The organism is Undibacterium sp. RTI2.2 (assembly GCF_035018705.1).
Taxonomy (GTDB): Bacteria; Pseudomonadota; Gammaproteobacteria; order Burkholderiales; family Burkholderiaceae_D; genus Undibacterium.
The window spans coordinates 1-3,048 of sequence record NZ_JASJXN010000095.1 but is presented as its reverse complement, the minus strand read 5'-3'; the positions used below and the strand labels follow the sequence as shown (position 1 = coordinate 3,048).

The 3,048-nt window shown below is 44.9% G+C and carries 4 protein-coding genes and 1 pseudogene; all 5 read left to right on the top strand.

All coding sequences use genetic code 11. The features are described 5' to 3' along the window. Positions 1–283: 283 nt before the first annotated feature. Complete coding sequence (locus QN395_RS21095) at positions 284–796, top strand: hypothetical protein (protein ID WP_323493000.1); 513 nt, start codon at positions 284–286, stop codon at positions 794–796. Then, the gene (locus QN395_RS21090; RefSeq protein ID WP_323493001.1) at positions 797–1,651 is read left to right on the top strand and encodes a hypothetical protein; all 855 of its coding nucleotides are present in this window, start codon (positions 797–799) and stop codon (positions 1,649–1,651) included. Positions 1,652–1,666: 15 nt separating this feature from the next. After that, complete coding sequence (gene ssb / locus QN395_RS21085) at positions 1,667–2,182, top strand: single-stranded DNA-binding protein (protein ID WP_323493002.1); 516 nt, start codon at positions 1,667–1,669, stop codon at positions 2,180–2,182. Between the two features lie 165 nt (positions 2,183–2,347). After that, a pseudogene (locus QN395_RS21730) lies at positions 2,348–2,548 on the top strand (primase-helicase zinc-binding domain-containing protein); the annotation flags it as partial. A gap of 9 nt (positions 2,549–2,557) precedes the next feature. Further along, entirely contained in the window at positions 2,558–2,995 is a 438-nt protein-coding gene (locus tag QN395_RS21080) for a hypothetical protein (RefSeq protein WP_323493003.1), read from the top strand. Positions 2,996–3,048: the final 53 nt, after the last annotated feature.

The following is a 3,048-nucleotide window of genomic DNA, read 5'->3' as shown; positions in this document are numbered from 1 at the left end:
GAACCCGCCGAAGCGACTCGCAAATCATCGCGCAGCGCCGTAGGAATCCCCGTCCTTTAGGGCGGGGAGGATGTCAATTTTGATCAAAATAAAGAAAGCACCGATTTACATACGCTCATATCGTCAATCTACTTACTTCCTGCCAAGTTAGTATGCAAATTAGCATTCAATTGCTACAGAATTTCAGCTAGGTAACTAGCATCGTTAAATGAACGCATTGCGCGTTTTACCCCAGAGGGAAGCAACCCTCTGGGTGCTTCTCAATTTATTTTAGGAGAAGCACATGAAAAATAGCAGTTGTTGCGATCCACCGCTGTTTAATGGGTCGCAAGTTAGCACGAATTTATTCACCACTAAAAATCAGATTGATTTCTTCCCTGATTTATTACCCCCAGAATTAGCTGAAGATGAAAAAGTGGATGTTGTCTTACTCGACATTCCGCACCCGGCTAATTGGTCTGAACAAGACTGGGAAATTATTTCGATTGGACTCATTGCTGCCACTTGGCAAAACGTCGTTGATATTTTTGAGCAACGCTTAAAAACGAAGACCGTTCCCAAATCACTTCAAAAGGATTATGAAGCGACCTTGGGCTGGCTCTTAGGCTATTGGATCAGCACGATTCCTCTCGAACTCGTACTACAGTACGAAAATTCCAATCAAAAAAATGTCTATGAAGGTGATAGTTATCTCACCATCTTGCATGCATTAAGACATCACCCCCTCATTGCAGCAGACTGTGACGCTTTACGGGTCAAACTTTGCAGCTTTGAAATGTTCCCCAGAGGAGATTAAATGACAACGACCTTTGTCCCTTTCACCTGGCTATGTAAATTGGTTCTCCGGAGTTTTTCTGATTTGGTGCATATGTGCCAATCCAGTCAAAAGGCGAAGGAGGTGACCACAATCAAAAACGTCCCGGTATCATCCACTCAAGATCGTGCGAATCCACCGAGTCCCATCATCACCCCATCTACTCCACCAGAACCAATAACAACCATGATGGATCTCAATGGTGTGGAATATCAATTCACTGAAACTCCTGCTCGCGTGGTGACAGTGTCTAAACAGACCTACCAATCTAAACTCACTGTTCACCCTGATCTGGGAAGGAAACTCCTCCCAACCAACGGACTGATGTGGGTCAACGTCGCGACCTATAAAAATGTGAGCACGTTGGTGGCAATCGAGCTATTCATCAAAGACGGACTCTCCCAAGCTCCTGAAGTGACAACAGTCGAACCTGTTAAGCAAGTCAATACACCGCCAAGCTTACCAACACGGTTTGCAGAAGCTGCTGCGTTACCAAAGCCGATGACAGAGCCAACGAAACGTAGGAGGCCGGACGTAGGAAAATTGATCAAGATGGGTGATCAGCTTTTTCCTGACAATGACAAGCCAGGGCAGTCCTACACGAACTTTGCGATCACGCTTGATACCGCCAATTTTGGACCCAAAGTAATTCAAGGCGAAGGATTGAAGGAAGCTCTTTCGCTGATCAATGCAAAAATTGGTGACAATATTCAAGTGCAACGACTCGAACAGAAAGAAGTACAACTCATTAACAAAAAGACCAAGGAGCCCATTTTCGATAAAGACTGGAAACCGGTCATGAAACTTAAATGGCAGTGGTCGATCACTGCACAATAACCAAAAGGAACAATTATGGCTTCACTTAATAAAGTACAAATCATCGGTAACCTCGGACGTGATCCTGAAACCCGTTATATGCCTAGCGGCGACGCCATGACCAGTATCACCGTTGCCACGACAGAAAGCTGGAAAGACAAAGCCACCGGCGAGAAAAAAGAACAGACCGAATGGCATCGCATTACTTTCTTTGGCAAGCTAGCTGAAATTGCCGGTCAGTATCTGAAGAAAGGGTCACAGGTCTATGTTGAAGGTAGCCTTCGCACGCGGAAATACACTGACAAAGACGGCGTTGAAAAATACGCTACTGACGTTAAAGCAGACACGATGCAAATGTTAGGCGGTAGAGCACCAGGCAATGACCATCAGGATTCCGATGAGCACCGATCAAATCGGACGCCTCCATCCGCTCCAGTGAATCAGTCTACTTCACCGGCTCAACGATCAGCAGCGCCTGCCGCACCACGTCAGACAGCAAATCAACGTACTGCGCCGAGTTTTGCTGACATGGACGATGATATTCCGTTTTGAGACGTACGACACAGTGACAACATATAGGCTTTTTAAGCCTTGCTGATGTTGTAGAGCAGTCTCTGTTCTAACCCAACCCACTAGATGTTTAGTGGGTTTTTTTTGTCCACCAAAGTTGGATTTGTGATGGACCACTTTGATCAACACTTTTGAGAAAGGATCAATATGCAGCAACATTATCAACCGTTTGACCCCCTCAAAATTGATTGGGAAGAGACCCTTAAAAAAATCGACTCGTTCCCGACGTATTTTTTTACGAAGGACAAGAACAAGCATTTTATGTGTCCTATTTGCGGGAAAGAAAAAGCGTTCCGTTTCACCAATTACCGTGGCAAAGGCAATTGGATCTGTAAGCATTGCGGGGCAGGAAACGGAATGCAATTAATTCACGAGGTATTAGATTTGTCCTATGCCGATGTGTTTGCATTGTTGAAAGGCAACGATATTGTAATTACGCCTGTCAAAAAAGTCTTCACAGCACAAGAGGATGAATTAACTGCCGATGAAATCCGCAGGAATACCATCAATCTGAAAAAAGCCTGGATGCAGTCACAATGGATGAAACGCAACGATGCCGCATGGCGTTATTTGCAAAATCGTGTTCCATTTACGGATCTGGATCAAATTGATAAGTCAGTTCGCCTGCATACCAAAATGGAGTTCTGGGAATCGGTCAATGACAAGCGTGTGATGCGTGGATTGCTGCCGACCATGCTAACGGTTGTCAAAGATTCTGCTGGCAATGTCATTACGCTTCATCGGACTTATCTGACGAACAAAGGTACAAAACTGTTGGCGCGCACTCAATATTGACCAGATAAACGCAGTTATACGCACTGAATATTGACCAGGTAAATTAACCTATC